Annotated in this window: 18 protein-coding genes; 4 read left to right on the top strand and 14 right to left on the bottom strand. The window is 53.8% G+C overall.

Translation table 11 applies throughout. The features are described from left to right. Positions 1-98: 98 nt before the first annotated feature. Positions 99-248 carry a division septum protein Blr gene (gene blr, locus FN082_RS06095; protein ID WP_004119556.1) on the bottom strand — a complete coding sequence of 50 codons (150 nt, stop codon included), beginning with the start codon at positions 246-248 and terminating at the stop codon, positions 99-101. Positions 249-387: 139 nt separating this feature from the next. On the opposite strand from blr, the gene FN082_RS06100 reads away from it, so the two are divergent. Then, positions 388-1,428 carry an oxidoreductase gene (locus tag FN082_RS06100; RefSeq protein WP_142981293.1) on the top strand — a complete coding sequence of 347 codons (1,041 nt, stop codon included), beginning with the start codon at positions 388-390 and terminating at the stop codon, positions 1,426-1,428. 74 nt (positions 1,429-1,502) lie between these two features. Here FN082_RS06100 and FN082_RS06105 read toward each other — a convergent pair whose 3' ends face one another. The 7 genes from FN082_RS06105 to add form a co-directional block, all read right to left on the bottom strand. Beyond that, positions 1,503-2,642, bottom strand: coding sequence for a fimbrial protein (locus FN082_RS06105; RefSeq protein WP_142981294.1), 1,140 nt, complete (start codon positions 2,640-2,642; stop codon positions 1,503-1,505). Then, positions 2,639-3,373 carry a fimbrial biogenesis chaperone gene (locus FN082_RS06110; RefSeq protein ID WP_142981295.1) on the bottom strand — a complete coding sequence of 245 codons (735 nt, stop codon included), beginning with the start codon at positions 3,371-3,373 and terminating at the stop codon, positions 2,639-2,641. The genes FN082_RS06105 and FN082_RS06110 overlap by 4 nt, the downstream gene beginning before the upstream one ends. Positions 3,374-3,386: 13 nt before the next feature. Beyond that, complete coding sequence (locus tag FN082_RS06115; RefSeq protein ID WP_142981296.1) at positions 3,387-5,963, bottom strand: fimbria/pilus outer membrane usher protein; 2,577 nt, start codon at positions 5,961-5,963, stop codon at positions 3,387-3,389. 50 nt (positions 5,964-6,013) lie between these two features. Beyond that, positions 6,014-6,607 carry a fimbrial protein gene (locus FN082_RS06120; protein ID WP_142981297.1) on the bottom strand — a complete coding sequence of 198 codons (594 nt, stop codon included), beginning with the start codon at positions 6,605-6,607 and terminating at the stop codon, positions 6,014-6,016. Between the two features lie 15 nt (positions 6,608-6,622). Beyond that, a complete protein-coding gene (locus tag FN082_RS06125; protein WP_142981298.1) occupies positions 6,623-7,219 on the bottom strand; it encodes a fimbrial protein in 597 nt (198 codons plus the stop codon). Positions 7,220-7,401: 182 nt separating this feature from the next. Then, positions 7,402-7,974, bottom strand: a complete 573-nt coding sequence (locus tag FN082_RS06130; RefSeq protein ID WP_139540049.1) for a fimbrial protein — start codon at positions 7,972-7,974, stop codon at positions 7,402-7,404. 423 nt (positions 7,975-8,397) lie between these two features. Continuing rightward, a complete protein-coding gene (gene add / locus FN082_RS06135) occupies positions 8,398-9,399 on the bottom strand; it encodes an adenosine deaminase (RefSeq protein WP_142981299.1) in 1,002 nt (333 codons plus the stop codon). Between the two features lie 272 nt (positions 9,400-9,671). Here add and metQ point away from each other — a divergent pair, with 272 nt between their 5' ends. Continuing rightward, entirely contained in the window at positions 9,672-10,487 is an 816-nt protein-coding gene (metQ, locus tag FN082_RS06140) for a methionine ABC transporter substrate-binding lipoprotein MetQ (RefSeq protein WP_139540047.1), read from the top strand. A gap of 69 nt (positions 10,488-10,556) precedes the next feature. On the opposite strand, the gene yedF is transcribed toward metQ, so the two are convergent. The 3 genes from yedF to ydfZ form a co-directional block, all read right to left on the bottom strand. Next, a complete protein-coding gene (yedF, locus tag FN082_RS06145; protein ID WP_139540046.1) occupies positions 10,557-10,790 on the bottom strand; it encodes a sulfurtransferase-like selenium metabolism protein YedF in 234 nt (77 codons plus the stop codon). Next, positions 10,787-11,998 (bottom strand): selenium metabolism membrane protein YedE/FdhT, encoded by a 1,212-nt coding sequence (gene yedE / locus FN082_RS06150; RefSeq protein WP_142981300.1) that lies wholly within the window; start codon positions 11,996-11,998, stop codon positions 10,787-10,789. Before yedE ends, yedF begins: the two co-directional genes overlap by 4 nt. 189 nt (positions 11,999-12,187) lie before the next feature. Then, the gene (gene ydfZ, locus FN082_RS06155; protein WP_142981301.1) at positions 12,188-12,391 is read right to left on the bottom strand and encodes a putative selenium delivery protein YdfZ; all 204 of its coding nucleotides are present in this window, start codon (positions 12,389-12,391) and stop codon (positions 12,188-12,190) included. Between the two features lie 309 nt (positions 12,392-12,700). Here ydfZ and FN082_RS06160 point away from each other — a divergent pair, with 309 nt between their 5' ends. After that, positions 12,701-13,729 carry a CorA family divalent cation transporter gene (locus FN082_RS06160; RefSeq protein ID WP_139540043.1) on the top strand — a complete coding sequence of 343 codons (1,029 nt, stop codon included), beginning with the start codon at positions 12,701-12,703 and terminating at the stop codon, positions 13,727-13,729. Between the two features lie 38 nt (positions 13,730-13,767). Here FN082_RS06160 and FN082_RS06165 read toward each other — a convergent pair whose 3' ends face one another. Beyond that, positions 13,768-14,943, bottom strand: coding sequence for a MalY/PatB family protein (locus FN082_RS06165; RefSeq protein WP_142981312.1), 1,176 nt, complete (start codon positions 14,941-14,943; stop codon positions 13,768-13,770). 48 nt (positions 14,944-14,991) lie between these two features. Next, complete coding sequence (gene malX, locus FN082_RS06170; RefSeq protein ID WP_139540042.1) at positions 14,992-16,584, bottom strand: maltose/glucose-specific PTS transporter subunit IIBC; 1,593 nt, start codon at positions 16,582-16,584, stop codon at positions 14,992-14,994. A gap of 174 nt (positions 16,585-16,758) precedes the next feature. Between malX and FN082_RS06175 the strand changes: the two genes are divergently transcribed. Then, positions 16,759-17,787 (top strand): Mal regulon transcriptional regulator MalI, encoded by a 1,029-nt coding sequence (locus tag FN082_RS06175; protein WP_139540041.1) that lies wholly within the window; start codon positions 16,759-16,761, stop codon positions 17,785-17,787. A 25-nt stretch (positions 17,788-17,812) separates the two neighbouring features. On the opposite strand, the gene FN082_RS06180 is transcribed toward FN082_RS06175, so the two are convergent. Further along, on the bottom strand, positions 17,813-19,363 hold the full coding sequence (locus FN082_RS06180; RefSeq protein ID WP_139540040.1) for a YdgA family protein: 1,551 nt from the start codon (positions 19,361-19,363) through the stop codon (positions 17,813-17,815). Positions 19,364-19,401 lie beyond the last annotated feature (38 nt).

Below are 19,401 nucleotides of genomic sequence, written 5' to 3' on the forward strand. Positions count from 1 at the left end.
AACTCCTTATCAATTGATAAAGAGAGTGTAATAAAAGCATGTGCAACTATGCAACCGGTTTCAGAAACCGGTTGCATAGTTGCGAAGCGGGTCACTGTTTATTTCGACAGCGGCTTCGTCTGAACAACATCAACGGAAGGCGGGGACTGGTAGTTATCAATATGATGGGCGATAACTAAAAGCAGGGCCGAAACGCCCAAAACAATCCAGCCAATAAGTTCTACAATACGGTTAAAAACGTTTTCCATAACTCTACTGCAAATTGTCAAACCAGACTGAAATGGTACTAAACGACTGAGTTAACGCAAGTGTTACCTGGCTTAAGTTGCGCAAATGGCGTAATGCTGAGCAATTGTCTAAGGGAAATCTCGCTAAGAGGGCTGAAAAATGAGTGATGCTATCCGGGTAGGGCTGATCGGTTACGGTTATGCCAGTAAAACCTTTCATGCGCCGTTAATCAGCGGCACGCCGGGAATGACGCTGGCAGCGGTTTCCAGTAGCGACCAAAGCAAAGTGTTGGCCGATTGGCCGGCTAACAAGGTCGTTTCCGACCCAAGGCAACTCTTTGATGACTCAGCTATCGATCTGGTGGTGATCCCCACCCCTAACGATACCCATTTCCCGCTGGCAAAAGCGGCGCTGGAGGCGGGTAAGCACGTTGTGGTGGACAAACCTTTTACCGTGACGCTGTCACAGGCGCGCGAACTTGATGCGATTGCTAAAAGAGAGGGACGACTGCTGTCCGTGTTTCATAACCGCCGCTGGGACAGCGATTTTCTCACCGTGAAGTCGCTGATTACCGAAGGTCTGCTCGGTGAAGTCTGTTACTTCGAGTCGCATTTCGACCGCTATCGTCCGCAGGTTCGCAATCGCTGGCGAGAGCAAGGCGGCCCGGGCAGCGGTATCTGGTACGATCTTGGCCCGCATCTGCTCGATCAGGTGGTTAATCTCTTCGGGCTACCCGTCAGCATGCATGTTGATCTGGCGCAATTACGTCCTGGCTCCCAGTCCACCGACTACTTTCATGCCGTTTTGGCTTACCCCCAGCGCCGCGTTGTGCTGCACGGTACGCTGCTGGCCGCCGCTGAAACGGCCCGCTATATCATTCACGGCTCGCGGGGGAGCTATGTGAAATATGGACTGGATCCGCAGGAGGAGCGGCTGAAAAGCGGCGAGCGCCTGCCGCAGGAGGATTGGGGTTACGATATGCGCGATGGGCTGCTGACGCGCGCTGAAGGCGAAGAGCTTACTGAAGAGCCCTGGCTCACGCTACCCGGCAATTATCCGGCCTATTATGCTGCCATTCGCGATGCCCTTAACGGGGTTGGCGAGAATCCGGTTCCGGCGGGTCAGGCTATTCAGATAATGGAGCTGATTGAGCTGGGGTTGGAGTCGGCCAGGCACCGGGCTACGCTGTGCCTGAATTAATCTTGCGTATCGGCTGGGAGAAATGTGTATGGCACCCAAAATATGAACAGATCGTCGTGTTGAAGGGGGAGCTTTCAGTCATAAGTCACCCAGATATTTACCTTGCCGTTGATATTGCCGATATAGGGTTTTCCGCCGCTGGTAATGGCGTTGTGCTGAACGTAACGTGCGGTCAGTACGATGGGAGCGGCAGCATCATAAACCGCTGCGCTGCTGTTTACGCTGTGCCCGCGAGCGCCGGTATCCAGCGCTTCGCTATCACCAATGTTGATGCGGTTACCATTAAACAGCATCTCAACCTCCAGGCCTTCTATGCTTTCGCCGTCGCTTTCCCGATACAGGGAGACATTCTGGTTTGCTGAGGTCCGCGTGCCGCTGTCTTCAAAACGCAGACGCAGGTGCGCGATCTGACCGCTGCACTCCAGCTGTAGCTCAAACGGCGTTTCCGCGCCTCTGGCTGGCATCTGCCTGCTGTTATGCGCTACCCAGCGCCCCATATCGACCAGATACGCTTTAGTTGATAGCCGACAGGCGGGGGTAACCGGCGTAATACCGCCCTGACCGAGGTTAATGCCGCTGCTTTGGGCTGTTCCGGCCTCAAGCCAGAGCTGCGACTGGGTGGTTAATGGCGAGATCGGAGTGCCGTACGCCACGTTACCTGTATTTACCAGCTCTGCCCTGGCCGACAGCGTGACCGTTTTGCGCGGATTAAACACGTAGCGCCCCGCACCGCTGGCGCTGACGTCCAGGCCTGCGCTGACGGTTTGCTGCGGCTTATCTTTGACGATTTCCCCTTGCGGGGTGCGAAAATACCAGCGGATACCGACGCCGGGGTTGGTGGTGGGCATCAGATCGCTGCCGCCTTGCGCCGTTAAGCGCAACTGCCAGTTCGAGGGATTACCGTGAACGGCGTCTTGCAGACGGTTGCTGGAGTTGTCAATCCCGGAACCGGTGCAGGAGAGGGTATAGTCCGCCAGAAAAGTGGCGTAATCCCAGGACCAAAGTACCGAACCATAGCCCAGGGAATTATCCACCACCAACGTAAGCGCGTCGGCGAATGGCTGCCGGTCGGGGGTGTGGTAGATGCAGGTTGCGGCTTTCTGACCTGCATTATCTCCGTCATACCAGTAGACGTTCTCGCTGATGTTGATGGCGTATACCGGTAAGGCGAAAACGCCTCCAGCCAGGATCAGGCCGCTGAGTGTGCTTTTCACAAGCTTACCCGCGCAGTCTGTTCTTCCCCCGTGCCGCCATAATCATTCACCGCGCTGTAAGTCAGGGTTGCCGCTCCACCCATCATTGTTGTCGGGATTTCGTAGCGCTGGCTGCCTTTTGGCGGCGGCATATGGAATTTATCATTCAGCATCACCTCCGCTTTTCCCGCCTGTTTTATCGCCAGCTTACCGAAGCTGATGTAATAGGGGGTCGGGTTGCTCGCCGTGAGCCAGGTTTTACCGCCGCTTTTTTCCACCTGCCATTGCAGTTGTTTAACGGCGTCTCTGGCCTCCACACTTTTCAATCCTGTTGGGCGGACGAACACTTTAATCCGGCTGCGGATCGCCATAACCAGTTTATTCCCGCCGTCGCCGGAAGCTTTCGGCGGAATTTCCTGTACCGCCAGCCAGTAGACGGACTCTCTGTCCTGGGGGATATGGGCCGGAATCACCACCAGGCGCAGCTTGCCCTGTTTTTTACCCTCCAGCTTCATCACCGGCGGGGTCAGTATCAGAGGAAGGTTATCATCGTTACCGTTGAGGTCTTCCAGCCATGACTGAACCATATAGGCCTGAGGCGCATCGTTGATGATATCCACCGCCGTTTCTTTATCCGTAGCGTAGGCCACGATGCGGGTTAACATTGGCCGTACGGCGGCATGCGAGGTTTGCGTTACCACGGCGGCGAGAGCCAGCGAAATAAACGTCCTGATAAGATGATTTCCTTTCATTTTGTTGTCCTTACTAAAATGGCTGACATTGAACGATGACTTTCTGATACCAGTTTTCCGGCTCCTGCTGCGCTTTGGTGGCAGGCGGTAGCCGGAAATAGCAGCGCTGTGCCGCAGTCTCTCCCCACTGTACCCGTAGCTTTTGCTCACGGTCGGCAGCGATCCCGCTGAGATAAGCCAGGCCCTTGTTCCCGACGATCCCCGCTTCATCTTTTTCCCCTTCGACGTAAACCAGCGCGCCGAGCGGGATAGGTTTGATGCTGCGGATCTCGACCATCGCCCGGCGGCCGATGCGGGTAGCGAAATGCAATAAAACGGCGGCGCCCTGGGTAGGGACAACCTTGCGGGAAGACTCTTTCAGCTCCACGCCATCGGTTCTGCTGGTATCCAGCGTTAAGGTGTTGTAGCGATAAGGCGTCATATACGAAAGTACCGTGCGCCCCCAGCGGTCAGTATTGGTGTTACTGCTTCCGGTGACGCGAATGCCTTTTGCATCCGGTGTTTCAATGATGCCGATGGTATCGCCCAGCATGGGGGCCAGCAGCACGCCGCCGGAATAGAGCACCAGGCCACCGCTCATCCCCGCAGAAAACTGCATGACGTCGTCGCTGTGCCCAATGGATCCGTTCAGTGAGCCAACGCTGGTCCCGTAGCCTAGCGACAGCGATTCGCTGGTACCGCCACCGGTATCGCGCTGAAGGTTGGCGGAATAATTCAGGGCGTTGTCCAGCGCATTGCCGGAGTATCCCAGCGTCTGGCCGTACTGGTTTTTCCGGTTACGCGTCAGGCCGTAATTCAGCGAACCGGCACTGCTCTGGCGGTCACCCCAGCTAAAGGGAATGCTGACGCTCAGATTGAGCAGGTTATCTTTAGACTGGCCGTTTTTAGTCCAGGTCCAGGTTAGTGAGACGCTGGCTGGGCCGATTTGCGTACCGCCGCCGCCGGTAAACGAGGTGTTTTTTTCCGTGGAGTGGTAGTAGCGATCCTGGCTGATCGAGAAATAGAGGTTGCCGTACTGGCTTAGCTCCTGGCTGAGGTTAAGCTCGGTACGGCTACGGCGGCGAAGGTTCCAGCCGGATTGCCCGTAATCATAGCCGTTCATTTCGTCGCGATTTTTGCGATTCATAAAATCGCTGAAATCCATAAAGTTGCGCGAATTGTATTGATAACCGGCAACCTGCAGGTTCGTCCCTGTGGTTTCGAAATAGCGCGCGAACAAGGTACGCAGCGCAGATCCGTTGCTCTCGGTATTCTTATTCCAGGTTTCGCGGTAGCTGGCCCCGGCCAGTTCCACTGAAAATGCGCCAATTGAGCCTAAATTCCATGCGGCTCCCGCTGATAACGACTGGTACTGTTCGGCGGTCAGCAGAGTGGAGAGCAAAGTCACCTGTTCGAAGCCGTACTCCAGGGCAGCAAATCCCAGCCAGGGTTCGCCGTCGGCATGGCTATTTTCGCGGTATTGTCCTATGGCTGTGCTATAGCGTAGCGCGCCGGGTCGGAGCATGGTGGGGAGCGTAGAATAGGGCACCCGAAATACCTGTCGGGCATCGTCCGCTTCTTCGACAGTGACTTCCAGCTCGGCGCCCGAACGCGCGCTGGAGAGATCGTCAATGGCAAAAGCGCCCGGCGTCACCGTGGTGCTGTAAATGATCGTATTTTGCTGGCGCACGGTCACTTTGGAATTGGTGCGGGCAATACCGCGGATAACCGGAGAGAAATCAAACTGGTTATCAAGCAGCATCCGCTCCGTGGTGGCCAGAGAGACGCCGCGCATGGGAATATTATTGAGGATCGCGCTACGCGATTGGGTGAATATATCGCCAATGGAGATATGTCCGCGGGCGGCGGCAATACCCCGATTCAGATAGAGACTGTCGTGGTTGGTTTCCCAACCGTCATCTTCATTTTTACTGAAGGAGTCGGTGCTGAATAATCGCCAGGGACCGGCTCCGCCCGTGCTGTTCAGGCTTATCCACGCGCTGCGGCTGGTTTTATCATCGTTTTCATCGGCATCTTTGAGCGTTGACTGGTAGAAATAGCCGCTATAGCTGGCGCGGAGATTCGCAACGCCATCATCCCACTCTTTAGGCGAAAGCATCACCGAATCCATCCGTTTTACCGCTTCCTGAGGTACCCGAAGCGATAGCGTTTGCAGACTGTCGTCATAGCTGACGGCTGCGGCCGGAATTCGGGCGGCTATATCTTCGCACTGGCTAGTCGTCAGCGTTGACGGGTCGATATTTCCGCCATTACCTGCCGGATCCCGCCAGCCGTTGTACAGTTCAGTGCGAATCCCCAACTGATGCAGAAAAGCGGTAGAAAGACAGGGGATAGCCGTTTTATTTTGTCTGTCTTCAACAAACAAGATTGAGTAACGATCGATAAAGCGATCGTTCAGAGTGAAATCGACCGCTTTCAGGCCCGGTGTGACCGCATTGTGATAGAGAAAAACGTCTGCTGTTACCCCGCGTTTATCTTTGCGCAAAAACTGCGTCTCGTATTCACTCTCGGCCGCAAGCGCGCAATGAACAAGCGAAAAGAGTGTGCTGAGAACAAAACCAGCTGAAATCTGTTTTCCGTAACCTGTCACGCCCGTTCCTTTAGATTTATTGTTATATCTTCACGCCTTATGCTGCTTGATTACTGATATTCCATTTCGTAATCGACAAAGGTTGAAAACGCGCCGGGCGCGATGATTTCCTGCCAGGCCTCCTGGGCGACAGCTGTGAAGCCGAAGCGGACGATACCGTCACCTGTCGTGGGTAAGTCATTCCACGCTGTCGCCGAACGGCCATAACCTACCGGCATAAACTGGCCGCCTCCCCCGGATGTAATGTTTCGCTCATACAGCACAACGACTTTGCCCTTTGCGCCGTCGCGAATGGCATTAGCTAAAGCTAATTTGCCGTAGCTGTCGGCATAGGGGCTGGTCATTTTTATGCGGATATTTTTCTGGCTGGCGCTGGCATAGCATCCCTTAAGGTGAATCTGAAACTGGCTAATAGCGGTTACGGCATTGCTGTTCTCGGAAAGGTTAGTGAGCGTAATGACTGGGCTAAGTTGTGGCTGCCGGGTACCAATATCGCTGTCGGATATCACGCCCAGTACGGTACAGGTGGCATCGGTAATCGCTCCGGTGACGTTCAGCGCGCCGTCGGCGGCCACTGACGGCTGCGACGCCAGTAGTATCAGCAAGGCGGCGAATGTCCGCAGGTTAATGTTCATCGATTTCATGTTCCCTGTGGTTAATCACTGATATTCCATTTCATAATCGACGCTGGTGGAAAACGCGCCTGGCGTGGCGGTTTCGCCATATGCGGTATGGGCGGAGGCGATAAACCCAAGCCGTATCGTGCCGTCCTCGCCGCCGTTCTGTGCTGGCAGGTTGAACCATGCTGTCGCCGAGCGCCCCTGGCCTACCGGCAGGCTCTGGTTACTGTTGTTAATCACGCTGCGTTCATACAGCATGATGACCTTTCCTTTCGCACCGTTGCTGATGGCATTGCGAAGATAACCGCTACTATCGGCGTACGGGCTGGTTAAGCGGATACGGATATTTTGCCGCTGGGCAGAGGCGTAGCAGTTTTTGATATGAATCTGGAACCAGCGAAAGCTGCTGGCGGAGTTTGAGTCCTCAGAAAGATTGGTCAGGGTTATTACCAGATTGAGTACCGGTTGAGCTGTTCCAATTTCACTATCAGAAATAACCCCTAATACGGTGCAAGTGCTGTCAGTGATGGCGCCGCTGACGTTAATCGTACCATCAGCAGTTATTCCGGTTGGGGATACCAAAAGTATTAACGCGGTTGCTACGATCGGTTTAATTTTATTCTTCATCGATTTCATAATGCCTCCGGAAAATTCATCACTGGTATTCCATTTCATAATTCATCGAGGTGGAGAACGGACCGGGAATGGTGCTTTGCCCAATTATCCACACCAACTCTCACTCGGGACCCGGTACCGTCGTCGCGTTCATGAATATTGGCGCCAAGCGTTTCCCCCTGCGATTGCCGGGGGAAGCGGGATCAGAAGTAAGAGATTTCGTAATTTATGGTGTTATAAACCGCGCCAGCGGTAACCGGAGAACCGCTGTTAACCACGGAATAGGAGGCCTGGTATTTCATTGTCACATCGCCAGTCGTCGTCGGTAATGCTGCTCCCGGATCGAGGTTGGTGCCGCCATTCACATCAATGGTGGTGCCTTTTTCCGTTTGCAGAATAACGCCAATATTCCCTGCGGCAACGCTATTGCCATTTGCGCCTGCGACTATCACGCCGTTGCTAACGGTATCGGCGGTAGTGAACAGGGTACGAACATTTTGCTGGCTGGTGGTTGCCAGGCAACCGGTCAGCAGGATCTCGAAGTTAGTGGTTCCTGCAATGGTGGTGCCGCTGTCGAAAGCCGAAGTCGGCAGGGTTGGCAGAGTAATCGTCGCGGCGGTGGTATGGGATTGCCCGGTTTGTGCTGCACCGGCGACAACGCAGGTTGATGCCGTAATCGTGCCGTTAAAGGTAATGGTGCCATCTGCTGCCTGCGCCAGCGGGGAAGCCAGCAATAATACGGTTGTACCGGCAATTAATGTTGTCTTGATATTCATAAGATTCACGTCCTTTGAGGTCATTGCATCGATTCCCACTATAGGCTCGATATAACCGAATACAACGGCATGGATTAATTCGTTATACGGTCGAACGAGTTATTCAGGGACTTTATATATAGTCAGCGCATTTATAAAATAATATAAATTTAAGGTGAGTTCATTTGCTCTTTATTAGGTGTTTATTTAAAAAAGACTGGTGGTTGCTGGTGGCGCCTTTTCTTACGGAATAATAGAAGGTAAAAATGACAATTCAAGGTTTTTATTTATTAAATAAGATTATTAAGTGAAGTTATAAAATGAATTCTTAATGAATTCATCATCCATTTTTACAGAGGAGGGTTGTTTCAAAGTAATTAATTTGGCATGCGGAAAAATCCATTCAAAACTAAAATATCCCCCGCTATAAAACGGGGGATACCATTAAGCCTGCTGTACGCGCTGAATTAGCGACGTTTTTTCCTGCTGGCTCAGGAATGCGAGTTCCAGACCGTTGATCTGCGCCTGGCGAATTTGCTCGCGGCTCAACCCGGCAGCCGGGGCGGCGACGGTGTATTCGTGGATAATATCGACGCCCTGCACGGCGGGGTCGTCGGTGTTGATACTGGCCAGCACGCCGTGTTCGAGGAAAGTTTTCAGCGGATGCTGGGCCAGAGACGGCACGGTGCTGGTCTGAATATTTGACGTCAGGCAGGACTCAATACCGATTCGCTGCGCGGCGAGATAGTCCATCAATGCCGGATCCTGCACTGCCTTTACGCCGTGACCAATACGTTCCGCTCCGAGCTCGCGGATGGCCTGCCAGATGCTTTCCGGGCCAGCGGCTTCACCCGCATGTACGGTGATGCACCAGCCCGCATCACGCGCGCGGCTGAAGTGGTTCATAAACAGCTTGCCAGGGAAGCCGAGTTCATCTCCGGCCAGATCGAGAGCAGTAATGCTGTCGCGGTGGGCGAGCAGCGCTTCCAGCTCTTCCTGACATGCGGCTTCGCCGAAGGTGCGGCTCAGAATGCCAATCAGGCGGGCTTCAACGTTAAAGTCGCGGCTGCCTTCTTTCACTCCGGCGATCACCGCTTCTACAACGCCTGCTACCGGCAACTGGTGGGTCATTGCCATATAGCGCGGAGAGAAACGTAGCTCGACGTAGTGCAGGCCGTTGCGGGCGGCATCTTCGAGATTTTCATAAGCCACGCGGCGGCAGGCTTCCAGCGAGGCCAGCACTTTTACCCCCCAGTCTAACTTAGAGAGAAAGCTGACCAGGTCAGGTTCATTGCTGGTGACCTGTACGTGCGGACGCAAGGCATCGAGGGTGTCTGCCGGAAGAGCGAGGTTGAACTGACGGCCAAGATCGAGAATAGTTTGAGCCCGGATGTTACCATCAAGGTGGCGGTGAATGTCGGTTAATGGCAAAGTGATATCAATCATGGTCGCACTCTTTTTTTAGTTAAAGTGCGCGTCATTGTACATCAGAATGATAAATGGTTAAAAGGGGTGAGAAATACCGAATAAAACAATGGAAAAGGGACAGGGAAGGGAATATTACCCTCTCAGATGCGTGAACGACGGAATCGCTCATAGCAAAACGCTATTAATCATAGTGAATCAGTATTTAATTTTACCCATGAGATTTTCTATAGTCTCTGGCGCTGGTTTTCCTGCAATGAATGGCAGGCTATTTTAAAAAGGACCCTGGGAATATGGTTTTCACGTTAAAGAAATTCGCGGTACCGCTGGTTGTCGCAAGTTCACTGCTGCTCGCAGCCTGCAAACCTGGAGAGCAGGACCCCAATCACATCAAAGTGGGCATTAGCGCAGGCGTTGATCAGGAAGTATGGGCGGTGGCGCAGAAAGTGGCGAAAGAGAAGTACAACCTCGACGTTGAGGTGGTGACGTTTAATGATTTCGTTTTGCCCAACGAAGCGCTTAACAATGGCGATCTGGATGCTAACGCTTTCCAGCACAAACCTTATCTCGACAAACAAATTCAGGAGCGTGGTTATAAACTGGTGCAGGTGGGAACGACTTTCGTTTACCCGATAGCCGCCTACTCGAAGAAAATCAGCTCGGTCGCCCAACTGCCGGATGGCGCGCAGGTTGCGGTCCCGAATGACCCGACTAACCTCGGACGTGCTCTGCTCCTGCTGCAAAAACAGGGGCTGATTACGCTGAAGGACGGCGTGGGTCTGCTGCCAACTTCTCTGGATATTATCAACAACCCGAAAAATCTAAAAATTGTCGAAATTGAAGCGCCGCAGCTCACTCGTGCGCTGGACGACCAGCAGATAACCATGGCGATTATCAATACGACTTTCTCAAGCCAGGTGGGGCTATCGCCGTCGCGCAATGGCCTGTTTGTTGAAAGCAAAGATTCACCTTACGTGAATATCTTTGCCAGTCGTATTGAAAATAAAGACAGTGAAAAGGTAAAAAACCTGGTCAAAGCTTACCAGAGCGATGAAGTCGCCGCGGCAGCAGAAAAGCTATATAAAGGTGATGCGGTTAAGGGCTGGTAATCCGGTCGCCTCCGGGCAGCTTTTAGCGTTTCTTCAGCCGGTAGCTCATCACTACCGGCTTTATTATTGCTATTTTTGAATCAGATAACGGATGGTTGGCCCATCCTGCTGAATGTCGAGAACGGTATAGCCGTGATTTTTCGCATCCAGCGGAATATTGTTAATCGACTGCGGACAGTCGCTGACCACTTCGAGAATTTCGCCTTTCTTTAACGAAGGCATCGCTTCAAGAGTGGCGATGGCCGGATAGGGGCAGGGTTCACCAACCATATCAAGGCGATAATTGGGTACGAGAGTTTTCATGCGGTTTCCTTAACGGCCGTGGCCGCGAGGGTTTTGCGGCGGAAGAATCGTTTTTCCCAGGCAATAACCAGGATCAGCGCGACAAGCAACAAGAGATAGGTGACCAGCAAGCCGCCGAAGGGACCGAAGGTGGCCAACAGGTTGATTTTATCCCAGTGAGTGGCCAGTGCAGGGGAAAGACCGTCCCAGTAATATGCGAGGATTGTCGAACCAATCACGTTGCCCAACCCAACCCACCAGTAGTGCACCTGGCCTTCTACGGCACGGTACATCCAGCCGGTCTCGCAGCCGCCCGCCAGCACAATACCGAAGCCAAACAGCAGCCCGCCGATAACCGCATTGGGGCCCGCCCACATGATTTTTGGCTCCATGCCGAGCTGCACATAGCTGAAGATACCGATGGCGCTGGCGGCCATGCCGAAAATAATCGCTTTTGCCATATTGGTACGACCGGTGATCCACATATCGCGGAAGGCGGAGGTAAAGCAAATCTGCGCGCGTTCGATAAGCAGACCAAAACCGACGCCAAACAGCAGCGCCAAGCCGAGCTTCGGCTGGTTAGCCGCAGTGAGCAGACCCCAGGCAATCATGGCGAAAAAGACGACCATCCCGAGACGGAAACGACGCCTCGCCTGGTCAGGTTTTTGCGTGAGCGGAGACGCTTGCGACACTTTCTGCATCTTTACCGGAATACGGAAGATGGGGAGCAGGGTAAAGCGGGCGCCGAACCATGTACCTATTGCGGTGGCGATGGCAAAGAACCATGCGTGAAGAGAAAACTGCGGAATACCGGTGAAGAACGCGGCGAGGTTGCAGCCCATTGCCAGGCGCGCGCCGAATCCGGCAATAATCCCACCGGCGACGGCCTGGAGAATACGGATCCGGCTGCGAGGAAAACGCAGCTTAACGTTATTGGCCCATAGCGCGGCGGCGAAGCAGCCGCCGAACATGCCGATAATCATCATGCCGTCGATTCGGGTGAGCGGGGAGCCGTCGAGATGAATCAGCTTATAATACCCCCACTCTTCGCTATGCACGCCGATTAGCTGCAATAATTGTCCGCCCCAGCGGGTGAATTCGCCGGTGACGGCCCAAAAGGTGCCGGTAATACCGAAGTAGTAGGTGGAGAGGATACCTGCTGCAATAACAGCGGGAACGGGCGACCAGAATTTAATCAGCCACGCCTGTTTGAATTGTTGCCATGTCATGAAGATGCCTCTGAACTCAGAAGGTATATTACCCGTAGCGGGTTGAAGAGGCGCGATAATACGCCGCTTAACGTATGAAAACGCTCGATGGGATCAAATTGAATGAATACAGGAATGGAAAAGGCCACTATTTTGTGACCTTTTACAAACCGCTGGTCGGTGATTTTATTTCCGTGACCGCGTTTAAGATTAATTAAAGCCCAGACGAATAAGACTCAGCGGGCAATATAGCCCCTGATGACCTTCAATTTCCACGCACTCAGCACGGCGAGTCTGCTCAGCCGTTTTACCGTCAGCGTGGATGGCTTTAATGACGCCCGTCGCGCCATTGTCAGCCACCATAACCATGCTGCCGGTAGAGATAGCGTTACGGTTACGATCGTAGGTTTTCATGTATTGTCCTCCTTATCGATAATTTGACGGGAATTCAGAACGGCTTTTAAATACACCTTTGTGGCAAAAATTTTTTTGCGCAGCGTCAAAATAGTGTGCGAATACAGCGGAGTATAAATAAACCACATTGATAGAGTGGTTTTTGGTGGGTTTGTGATACCGACGATCTACGGCTGAACTTATAAAACGAAAATGTCACCTCAGTTTCTGTTTTATGAACAGATCATTAACCTTGTCAGGGCTGCAAAAATAGCGAAAGATGGTGCTATTCGGGCTTAATTAGCGCTCACTGAAAATCCTGAGGGATATATGAGTCAAGACGTCACCAGCAAGATGTTAAAGCCTGATTTTGATATGGAAGTGTCTGGCTTAGTGCATGGGTATGTGTTTCGTGAAGGGAATTCACCGTTGCGAATCGCCTCAAATGAGGTATGCGCTCAGTATCAGGAACTGGACGAGGAAAATGATTTTGTCTGGTTGCACCTGAATCTGAATCATGCCACGGCGGAGAAATGGCTCAAAAGTCACTTTACCGTGGCGGATTTTTTCTTCGAAGAGATCCGTAGCGGCTCGCATACTACGCGAATTGAGCGCCAGGGCGACAACCTCTATGCGGTGCTTAACGATGTCATTTTTCACCCGAAAGAGACGGCGTCGGAAACCTCTACGCTGTGGCTCTATTGCAGCCAGAAGCTGGTGGTCACGGCGCGATACAAGCCGCTGCGCTTTATAGAATGGATGCTGCAACGTCTGCAAACCCTGAAAGTAAGCTCCTCAACTGAACTACTGGCTTTTTTGCTCGAAGAACAAGAAGAGGTTCTGGAACAGGTTGTTCGTCAGGCCAGCCAGCATGTGGACGTGATTGAAGAACGCCTGTTAAGTAACCACGTGCAGCGTAACCGCGCCGACCTGGCGCGATTACGCCGAATGCTGCTGCGTTTTCAGCGTCTGCTGGCCCCTGAACCGGCGGCCATGTTCCGTTTACTTAATCGTCCACCGGCGTGGATTGATCGCTCGGCGGTTCAGGAATTCCGCCAGTTTACGGAGGAGTTTACCGTGGTGTTGAACGATCTCTCCGGTCTGATTGAACGAATCAGCCTGTTGCAGGAGGAGATCAGCGCCAGGCAACTGGAACAGAGCAACCGCACGCTCTATACCCTGACGGTCATTACCGTTCTGGCATTACCGATAAATATCGTCGCCGGTTTCTTCGGCATGAACGTCGGCGGGATCCCGCTATCGACTAACCACCACGGCTTTATCCTGTTGGTGGTGATTGTCGGAATTTTTACCTTGGGAGCAGGGTATCTGGCATTTCGGCGGCGGGACGATCTGTAACGTCAGCGGTAGCGGGCAGGCCGCTACCGTTTGAGTGACTAACGACGTAATGAATGCAGGGCGGCAATTAAACCCTGTACGCCTTTTTCCAGCTTCTCTCGCGGGCAGCCAGCGTTCAGACGAACAAACCCCTTACCCTCATCGCCATAGGTGTAGCCCGGCATAATGGCGACTTTTTGCTCTTCGATTAACGCTTTTTGCAGAGCGCGCTCGTCAACTGCCAGCGGTCGCAGGTCAATCCACGCCAGATATGTTGCCTCTGGCGGTTGCCAGTTGAGCTCAGGAAATGCCTGATTCAGCTCTTGGGCAATGTAGCGCATATTTTCTTGTAGATATCCGCGCAGGGCATCCAGCCAGGGCTCGCCCTCGCGATAGGCGGCGATATGGGCGACCAGCGCCGGTACGGAAGGGGAAGAGAGCCCATCGCGGCTCTTAAGCGCGTGCAGATAGCTCTCACGCGCCGCGGCATCGTCAATCAGCCCGTATGCGCCGGTAAACGCCGGGATATTGAAGCTTTTTGAGACGGAAGTGAAGAGAGCCCAGGAACTGCGCGCCACGTCGCACCACGGTGTATGTCGGTGCCCTTCCCACGTCATATCCATGTGGATCTCGTCGCTAATCACCTTCACGCCGTGCTTCTCACACAGTTGTGACATGGTTTCCAGCTCTTCGCGGGTCCATACTTTGCCGGTAGGGTTATGTGGGCTACACAATAGCAGAACGGTATTGTGCGGCTGAGCCAGTACCGCTTCCAACTGCGTCATATCGCAGCGCCATTGGTTGTTATCGAACGTCAGAGGAACCGGGGCAATGCGCCGCTGGTTGCCTTCTATGGTTTTATAAAACGCGTCGTAGGCCGGTGTGTGTACCACAATGCCATCACCTTCTGCCGACCACTGGCGAATCATCTCTGCCACCATATAGATAACTGACGGACCATAAACAATGGCTTCGCGATCGACAGGACTATGAAAACGACTGGCGAACCAGTGGCTCACTGCGCCGAGGAACTCATCGTTTTTCCAACGGCTATAGCCAAAAACACCGTGCGCCAGACGTTTACTCACTGCATCAAGGATGCACGGGGCGGTGGCGAAGTCCATATCGGAGATAGTGAAGGGAAGCAGGTCAGCTGCGCCGAAGCGGTCGGCCACGTAATCCCACTGCGTACACCAGGTACCATGACGGTCGACCGGCGTTGAAAAATCAAACATCTGTACTTCCTTAATCATGTCCCCCTCCTGTGCGGAGGGGGACGGAGCTTATGCCTCGACGGTATTCATCAGAACAGCCATTTCGTCTTTCACCGACTGCACTTGCGGGCCAATAACCACCTGCAGGTTATGCTGGTTGAGCTGCACCACACCGATGGCGCGATTCGCTTTCAGCGCGGCGCTATCGACTTTACTCATGTCGTTAACTGACAAACGCAGGCGGGTAATGCAGTTATCGAGCGAAACGATATTTTCCGCACCGCCGAGCGCTGCCAGAATCGCCGGAACGTTATAACCTGATTTTCCGGTGACGCCGGTGACGGCCTTCTCAAATACGCTATTAGTTTCAATATCGCGTCCCGGCGTTTTCAGGTTAAAGCGGGTAATCGCGAAACGGAAGATACCGTAGTAAACCGCAAACCAGATTGCCGCGACAACCGGCACCAGATACCACTTGGTGGACAGGCCGTGCAGGATGCCGAAGACCACAAAGTCGATAACGTTGCCATCGGTGTTACCGATAGTGACTCCCAGGATAGCCATCATGGTGAAGCCCAGACCGGTCAATAAAGCGTGGATAACGTACAGTACCGGGGCGACGAACAGGAACAAGAACTCCAGCGGTTCAGTGGTGCCGCCCACCACGCAGGCGATCACGCCAGAGATCAACAGGCCTTTAATTTTATGACGATTTTCCGGGCGAGCGCAGTGATACATCGCCAGTGCCGCACCGGGCAGGCCGCCAAGAAATGCCGGCATTTTCCCTTGCGACAGGAAGCGGGTCGCGCTTTCGGAGAAGCCGTGAGTGGTCGGACAGCTGAGCTGGGCCTGGAATATCGTCAGCGCGCCGCTGACGCTATGGCCGCAAACGTCCATGGTGCCGCCCGCTTCGGTAAAGCGGATCAGCGCCACCAGAATATGGTGCAGGCCGAAAGGCAGCAGCAGGCGCTCTCCGGTACCGAAAATCATCGGCCCAAAATCGCCTGCGCTATTGATGACATGACCGAGGGCATTAATGCCCATCGCGAAAATTGGCCATACCAGTGGGATAACCAAACCGACCAGACCGAGAACCACGGTAGTAATGATCGGGACAAAGCGGGTGCCGCCGAAGAAGGCCAGTGCGTCCGGCAGGCGGATGTTGTGGAAACGCTCATGCAGCATCCAGACGATGATCCCGGCGATGACCGCGCCGAGGATCCCGGTGTCGATGGATTGAATACCGATAATATTCTGGATGTTATTGGCTTTGAGGACCGCGGCATCGGTGGTCGGCAGAATACCTTTTGCCGTCAGCCAGAAGTTAACCGCCAGGTTCATCACCGCATAGCCGACAAAACCGGCAAACGCGGCGACGCCTTTATTTTCGCGGGCCAGACCTAACGGGATGGCAATACAAAACATCACCGGCAGAAAGCTGAAGGCAAAGGAGCCGACTTTGCTCATCCAGACGAAAACGGCCTGCAACAGCGGCACGTCCAGCCATGGCAGAAGCGTAAGAACATCATGGCTGCTTAAAGAGCTGCCGATCCCCAGCATGATCCCGCAAAAGGAGAGTAACGCCACGGGCAACATAAAGGTTTTCCCTAACTGCTGGAAAAACTCCCACAAGGTAATTTTGGTTGCTGTTTTCGCCGTCATAACACGAATCCTGGTTCTTTAAGTTATCGGTAGGATGTAACGCAACGGAAAGATAAAACGTTTTACCAAATTTTAGTGCGATAAAAATCACATATTCGGGCGATAATAAGGTTTATAAATAGGACACATTGATAAAACGTTTTATCGACAGCCAAAGGGAGTCGGCCTGCTGTTATGGCTATCGCGAAAAAAATCACCATTAATGATGTCGCGCAGGCGGCGGGGGTTTCGGTCAGCACGGTATCGCTGGTGCTGAGCGGCAAGGGGCGTATTTCGTCGGCCACCGGCGAGCGAGTCAATCACGCTATTGAGCAACTGGGCTTTGTGCGTAACCGCCAGGCGGCGTCTCTACGCGGCGGTCAGAGCGGAGTTATTGGTCTGATAATCAGCGACTTATCGAAGCCTTTCTACGCGGAGATGACCGCCGGACTAACCGATGCGCTTGAGTCGCAGGGCAAAATGGTGTTCCTCACCCAGGGGGGCCACAGCGGTGAAAAAATGCTCCAGCGTTTTGATACTCTGGTTTCGCAAGGGGTCGATGGCGTGGTGATTGCCGGGGCGATTGACCAGGGGGCCGAGCTGCGCGATCGTGCGATCGAGGCCGGTATGCCGCTGGTTTTTGCCTCCCGCGCCAGCTATCTCGACGACGTCGACCTGATCCGCCCGGATAATATGCAGGCGGCGCAGATGGTTACCGAGCACCTGATCCGCCGGGGCCATCAGCGCATTGCGTGGTTGGGAGGGCAAAGTTCCTCGCTGACGCGTGCTGAACGGGTAGGCGGTTACTGTGCCACTTTATTGAAGTATGGCCTGCCGTTTCATAGCGAATGGGTGCTTGAGTGTGATTCGAGCCAGAAGCAGGCGGCGGAGGCAATGACTGCTTTGCTGCGGCAAAACCCGACGATCAGCGCCGTGCTGTGCTACAACAGCGTGATTGCCACCGGGGCGTGGTTTGGGCTGATGCGTGCTGGGCGGCAGAGCGGCGAAGATGGCGTTGAAAGCTATTTTGAACAGCGGGTGGCGCTGGCGGCATTTGCTGAATTGCCTGAGGATGCGCTGGACGACCTGCCGTTGACCTGGGTGACGACACCCGCTCGGGAGATGGGGCAAAGCCTGGCGGACTGCATTTTACGACGGATGGAAGAGGGGCAGGGAGTGGCGAGAAATCAGATAATCTCCCCCCGGCTGATCACCCGAAAATAGCCCCTCGTAAGGGGCTACTTATGGTTTACTGCTGCGGAACCACGTCTTGCGGCGTGGTTTCTTGCGGCACAGTTTCCTGCGGTGCTGCTGGCTCGGAAACGGCTGGAAGCGCTAAACCGAACATCCCGGCAAACTCATCCAGCGGCATTTTCTGCCCATTCAGCGTCACCTGGCCGTCAGCGTACTGCAGGCTGGAGGTAATGGCGTTATCTTCCATAGTAGTAATGCGGAACATCTGGCCCATTGCTGCCAGGCCTTTTACCTGCTGATCCGCCAGCTTAGCGGCGTCTTCGGGCTGATAGCCTTCAAGCCCGGCAATCTGAGTCATAAACGCGGTTGCCATATCGACCGGGATCACCAGCTTGCCGTCGAGAGATTTGACGCTACGATCTACTTCATCCGCCAGGGTTTGCGGCGGTGTGGTAACCAGCGACGGATCTTTCAGCAGAACGGAAAGATTAAAGGTGGTTTCGCCTTTCGCATTACGCCAGCTCAGTGGTGAAATGGTCAGGGATGGGTTGCCTTTGAGCATAATAGGCAGCGAGCTAAAGAAGGTTTGCATTATCGCCTGCTGATACAGCTCGGGATTCTGCGCCAGCTGCGGATCCGCCATCAGCGCCTGCGCTTCGGCATTATACTTCTGGCTGAACTGATGGAACGCTTCGCCATCAATATTATCCAGCTTCAGGGTCAGCCTGCCGCTGCCAATATCCTGATTTTGCAGCTTCAGGCTGTTGACGGTGTAATCCAGCTGGCTATTAATGCCTTTACCGTCGGCGGTGAGCGTAGAGTTACCGTCGATTTTCATCCCTTCGAACCGCGCCAGCTCTTTGCCTTCAACGCCAATCGACAGTTTTTCCAGCGAGATGGCCTGCTTGCCAATACGCTCGTTGAAGCTGGCCATTTCGGTGGAGCCATCGGTTTTCAGGTTATTGAAGGTAAGCTGGACCTTCTGATTATACTCGTTCACTGCATTAATCTGCCCGCTGCCGGCTTCGCCGGTCAGACTCAGGGTTTTCCCCTCACGGTCAGCATTCAGCTGGAACTGGCCGCCGCTGAAGGTCACTTTCTCATCACCTTTGGCGTAATCAAGCGGTTTGAGCACAATAGCGGATTGATTGTCGCCGCTCCAGGCGATGCGGGTATCAATGGTAAACGGTGTTTCACCTTTCGCGATATCGAACAGCGCCTTGCTGGCATCGTTATTGACCAACGTGGTTTTAACAGAAGCCATCGAGGGGGCGAGGTTGAAGGTTTTCAGCGAGGCCAGCGGGAAGGGGCCGTGATCGACAACTTCATCAAACACCAGCGATTGCCCGGCGGCAAGCCAACGTGTTTCTTTACCAGCAACCGGTTTAACCACCAACTGTAAATGGCTGCTGAACAGGCCGCGCTGATAGTTTTGATAAGACAGCTCAACGCCTGCCTGCGGCGCGCTGCTTTGCAGCTGAGCATTAGCCTGCTGCACCATATCATCAATGCGGTTTTCCAGCTGTTTACCTGTGTACCAGGCGCCGCCTGTCCAGACGACGCCCAGCGCGATGATAACTCCTGCTGCGACCAGCGATTTTTTCATAGCATTTGTCCATAAATGAAACCAGGCGGATTGAGCCG

This window comes from Klebsiella spallanzanii, from assembly GCF_902158555.1.
GTDB classification, from domain to species: domain Bacteria; phylum Pseudomonadota; class Gammaproteobacteria; order Enterobacterales; family Enterobacteriaceae; genus Klebsiella; species Klebsiella spallanzanii.

What these genes read in the sequence shown, in the direction of transcription:
- blr (WP_004119556.1), bottom strand. Translation starts at nt 248, where the DNA reads ATGGAAAACGTTTTTAACCGTATTGTAGAACTTATTGGCTGGATTGTT.
- FN082_RS06100 (WP_142981293.1), top strand. Translation starts at nt 388, where the DNA reads ATGAGTGATGCTATCCGGGTAGGGCTGATCGGTTACGGTTATGCCAGT.
- FN082_RS06110 (WP_142981295.1), bottom strand. Translation starts at nt 3,373, where the DNA reads ATGAAAGGAAATCATCTTATCAGGACGTTTATTTCGCTGGCTCTCGCC.
- FN082_RS06120 (WP_142981297.1), bottom strand. Translation starts at nt 6,607, where the DNA reads ATGAAATCGATGAACATTAACCTGCGGACATTCGCCGCCTTGCTGATA.
- FN082_RS06125 (WP_142981298.1), bottom strand. Translation starts at nt 7,219, where the DNA reads ATGAAATCGATGAAGAATAAAATTAAACCGATCGTAGCAACCGCGTTA.
- FN082_RS06130 (WP_139540049.1), bottom strand. Translation starts at nt 7,974, where the DNA reads ATGAATATCAAGACAACATTAATTGCCGGTACAACCGTATTATTGCTG.
- add (WP_142981299.1), bottom strand. Translation starts at nt 9,399, where the DNA reads ATGATTGATATCACTTTGCCATTAACCGACATTCACCGCCACCTTGAT.
- metQ (WP_139540047.1), top strand. Translation starts at nt 9,672, where the DNA reads ATGGTTTTCACGTTAAAGAAATTCGCGGTACCGCTGGTTGTCGCAAGT.
- yedF (WP_139540046.1), bottom strand. Translation starts at nt 10,790, where the DNA reads ATGAAAACTCTCGTACCCAATTATCGCCTTGATATGGTTGGTGAACCC.
- yedE (WP_142981300.1), bottom strand. Translation starts at nt 11,998, where the DNA reads ATGACATGGCAACAATTCAAACAGGCGTGGCTGATTAAATTCTGGTCG.
- ydfZ (WP_142981301.1), bottom strand. Translation starts at nt 12,391, where the DNA reads ATGAAAACCTACGATCGTAACCGTAACGCTATCTCTACCGGCAGCATG.
- FN082_RS06160 (WP_139540043.1), top strand. Translation starts at nt 12,701, where the DNA reads ATGAGTCAAGACGTCACCAGCAAGATGTTAAAGCCTGATTTTGATATG.
- FN082_RS06165 (WP_142981312.1), bottom strand. Translation starts at nt 14,943, where the DNA reads ATGTTTGATTTTTCAACGCCGGTCGACCGTCATGGTACCTGGTGTACG.
- malX (WP_139540042.1), bottom strand. Translation starts at nt 16,584, where the DNA reads ATGACGGCGAAAACAGCAACCAAAATTACCTTGTGGGAGTTTTTCCAG.
- FN082_RS06175 (WP_139540041.1), top strand. Translation starts at nt 16,759, where the DNA reads ATGGCTATCGCGAAAAAAATCACCATTAATGATGTCGCGCAGGCGGCG.
- FN082_RS06180 (WP_139540040.1), bottom strand. Translation starts at nt 19,363, where the DNA reads ATGAAAAAATCGCTGGTCGCAGCAGGAGTTATCATCGCGCTGGGCGTC.